At 48.8% G+C, this 1,376-nt stretch carries 2 protein-coding genes; one reads left to right on the forward strand and one right to left on the reverse strand.

Features of this window, described 5'->3' with window-relative positions:
- Window positions 1-484, reverse strand: a 484-nt coding sequence (locus tag ACTF5Z_RS10350) for an FGGY family carbohydrate kinase (RefSeq protein WP_438985565.1), incomplete at its 3' end; no start/stop codon positions are given.
- Window positions 485-642: 158 nt separating this feature from the next.
- Between ACTF5Z_RS10350 and ACTF5Z_RS10355 the strand changes: the two genes are divergently transcribed.
- Window positions 643-1,230 (forward strand): hypothetical protein, encoded by a 588-nt coding sequence (locus ACTF5Z_RS10355; RefSeq protein ID WP_423853708.1) that lies wholly within the window; start codon window positions 643-645, stop codon window positions 1,228-1,230.
- Window positions 1,231-1,376: the final 146 nt, after the last annotated feature.

Genomic DNA, 1,376 nt, shown 5'->3' on the forward strand with positions numbered 1-1,376 from the left:
TGCCAAATGCCAGGTACCCCTCATTTGCCGCATCACGCGCGCCCGCAACATTATCGAGCAACCAGCGCACTTTGGTCGCAGAAAAGTAGGGATCGATCAGCAGACCGGTTTTGGCCTGCACTTGACCTTGCAAGCCTTGGTCTTTTAGCTGCAAGCAGAACTCAGCTGTTCGGCGATCTTGCCATACAATCGCACGGTGAATGGGCTTACCGGTCTCTCGATCCCAAACGACCGTGGTTTCGCGCTGGTTGGTAATACCTATACCGGCCACAGTATCATCAGGCTTTAACTGAGCTAATACTGCCTCAACCGTATTTTTTACGCTGCTCCAGATTTCTTCGGGTTCGTGCTCGACCCAACCGTCGTTAGGAAAATACTGCGGAAATTCCTCTTGAGCGACATGTACCAACTCCCCTTCTCGATTAAATAAAATCGCTCTTGAACTTGAGGTACCTTGGTCAATTGCCAGAATGTAATCAGCCACTATCGTTTATCCTGTCGTTATTTTGCTTTTTTGTATCATAAACAAGATTTAGAGCCCAAACCTTATTGATGTGAACAAAGACCTGAATGGCTAGCGAGTTACCGCAACACATGGCACTCTAACGATTACCTGTTTTATGTTCTGCATCCATACGCCACATGACCGCATCGAATCAACAAGACAATAGGGTAGCACCGACCGGTATAGTCGTTTACCAGCACAACGACTATCGCCACTACACCATCCGCTTAACGGGGTGGGAGGGTCTGTTCATTCGCTTATTTAAATCAGCCTTGGCCCTAGGTACATGGGTTTGGTGCGTCGAGTTTGCGCTGGATGTACAGAAAGCCAGCGACAGCTGGGTAAAATACCTACCACTATTTCACGCAACTATTGCGCTAATACTCACCTACCTAGCTATTGCTGAATGGCTCAACAGCACACATCTGTTTCTGGGGCGGGACGCCATCGAGGTCTATCAAGCTCCCGTTTGGACGCCTGGCCATAAAAGAATCGACACTTCGGAGATAGAGCAACTTTACGTTAAACACAATCACCGATCGCGCCATTCACGTATCGAATTGCGCCTAAAACGCCACAACAAGGTCGATGAAAGGATCTTGAAGGTCACCTATCCACTGGATCATGCGCTCTACTTGGAAAGTGAGATCGAGCACTACTTGGACATCAAGAATCGCGACGTCGTTGGCGAGTACAACCCAAACAAAGGTTTTTGGGATCCGTAGAGCCGACAGACTTAAAGCGTGTACCGCACCTACTGCGCACGCTCTGCGCAAGTATTCGTGCAGCTAATCATGAGTTAGCCGATACATTTAGTTACGGGCATTTACTCAGAATCCCCCCAATCGGCGCGCAAGAGCTTAAGTCGCTC

This window comes from Aequoribacter sp., assembly GCF_965659035.1.
GTDB lineage: Bacteria > Pseudomonadota > Gammaproteobacteria > Pseudomonadales > Halieaceae > Aequoribacter.

What these genes read in the sequence shown, in the direction of transcription:
- ACTF5Z_RS10355 (WP_423853708.1), top strand. Translation starts at nt 643, where the DNA reads ATGACCGCATCGAATCAACAAGACAATAGGGTAGCACCGACCGGTATA.